Raw genomic sequence first — 1,682 nt, forward strand, 5'->3', positions numbered from 1 at the left:
GGTAGAGCCCCTTTACGCCGCCCCGAAGGAGAGCTGAGTGGCCGTCAAGATTGCTTGCGGCTTGGGAGATTGAATGACAATTAGCCCTTGCAGGTGATCTTCTGGCGTCTGCTCACCCGCTGTGGCGGTGGGCCGCCGGAAAGTGTCGGCGAGTCGCTGCTTGACATGTGGCCTGTCGTAGGTTCCAAGCAGGCCACGTGAACCGTGGCTGTCCGACGAACGCGGTCGCGCACAGCAGGGTTCGTCCAGGCCGGACGGTGACCAATGTCGGCGGGCACGGCCTACCCGCCACGGCCTGGGCGCCCGGACCGCGGACGGCGGCCCCGACCGGAAGGTCAGCTACGGCGAACTCTCCTACGCCGACCTGCCCACTGTTGACGACCTTCTGCTCCTGCGCGGCCATGACCGCTTGGACCGCGCCCCGGCCGAACTCGAACAGCGCGCTCCCGTCCGGGCGAACTGCGTATGCCTGCGCCACCTGGCCGAACTTGCACCACGTTGAGGTGCTCACTCCCTGCTGAAGAGGCGCAAGGAGCCTCACGTCATCCGGCGGCGAGGTCATAGCAGGCTCGCCGCAGGCGATCAGGGAAGAGTGCGTCGAGTCCAGACCACTCGCCCCGCTCATCGACAAACTCGCCGCCGCCGGGGTGAACATGACCGAACCCGGCGCTACCACCCCGCTCACCGCTGCGGACAGCAACGTCGGCACCAGCACGCAAAAAACGGAACCGGAGGGCGGGGCGCTGGCCGGGATGACGGTCGTTGTCACCGGCGCGATGACCGGCATACTGGAGAAGCTCAGCCGCAACCAAATGAACAAACTCATCGAACGCGCCGGCGGCCGTTCCTCCTCCAACGTCTCCAAGAAGACCACCCTGGTCGTCGCCGGAGACGGCGCCGGAGCCAAGCGCGCCAAGGCCGAAACCCTCGGCATCCGCCTGGTCACCCCGGACGAATTCGCCACCCTGATTGCCGACTTCGTCGACTGACCCCCGCCCAGGGATGTGCCTCAGCTCACCACGACACAGGCAACAGGCGGGGAACACCGGAGCCCTCCGCCGAGAGGCGACCGCTCTCCGCACGTCACCGCCCACGGCCCCGGCTGGCCTCCCCCGTCCAGCCGGGGCTTTCATGCGAATGACCGCCGCGGTCCGTCCCGACCGGCGGTCCCGTGCCATACGTGCGGCGACCATCCGAGGACGACCGTTGGCCGCCCTCGGACAGCACGGCGCGGAACTGACCGATACCGGTTTCGATGCGACCGTGTTGTACCGGTTCAGCGGCGTGGATCTCGCACCGTTCCCCGTCACGGCTCGACGGTGTGCCTGGCTGGTGATCGGCGTCGGGAACGACACCGACTTTCGACGCTGAGGCGCCGGGGTGCGCGCCAGGGGATGCCCTGGCGCGCCCCCTCGTGCCTCAGCGGAGCCTGCGGAACGTGGCCCGGATGTCGTCGATGAACGCCTCGGGGTTCTCCCACGGCCCGAAGTGGCCACCCTGGGTGTGCGCCTTGGCGTAGACCGGGTTGTACCAGTGCCGGGTCGGGCCGGAATCGAAGAGCTCGACACGGTTGTCGACGGTCGCGCCGGGCGGGTAGTGATCACCGACGAGGAAGGTGAAGCCCCTCTCTGACATCGTCGGGTGAGACGCCCCGAAATGATCAGATATTGTGGGCGGGCACG

At 67.8% G+C, this 1,682-nt stretch carries 2 protein-coding genes and 1 pseudogene; 2 read left to right on the forward strand and 1 reads right to left on the reverse strand.

What is annotated here, in order from left to right:
* Positions 1–599: 599 nt before the first annotated feature.
* Positions 600–989: pseudogene (locus IEZ19_RS49710) on the forward strand (BRCT domain-containing protein); the annotation flags it as partial.
* Between the two features lie 217 nt (positions 990–1,206).
* Positions 1,207–1,371: a hypothetical protein gene (locus IEZ19_RS49715; protein ID WP_189317946.1), complete on the forward strand. Its 165-nt coding sequence runs from the start codon at positions 1,207–1,209 to the stop codon at positions 1,369–1,371.
* Positions 1,372–1,419: 48 nt separating this feature from the next.
* Here IEZ19_RS49715 and IEZ19_RS49720 read toward each other — a convergent pair whose 3' ends face one another.
* Positions 1,420–1,635, reverse strand: a complete 216-nt coding sequence (locus tag IEZ19_RS49720; protein WP_189317947.1) for a hypothetical protein — start codon at positions 1,633–1,635, stop codon at positions 1,420–1,422.
* Between the last annotated feature and the right edge of the window lie 47 nt (positions 1,636–1,682).

It is taken from the genome of Streptomyces brasiliensis, assembly GCF_014647875.1.
Taxonomy (GTDB): Bacteria; Actinomycetota; Actinomycetes; order Streptomycetales; family Streptomycetaceae; genus Streptomyces; species Streptomyces brasiliensis.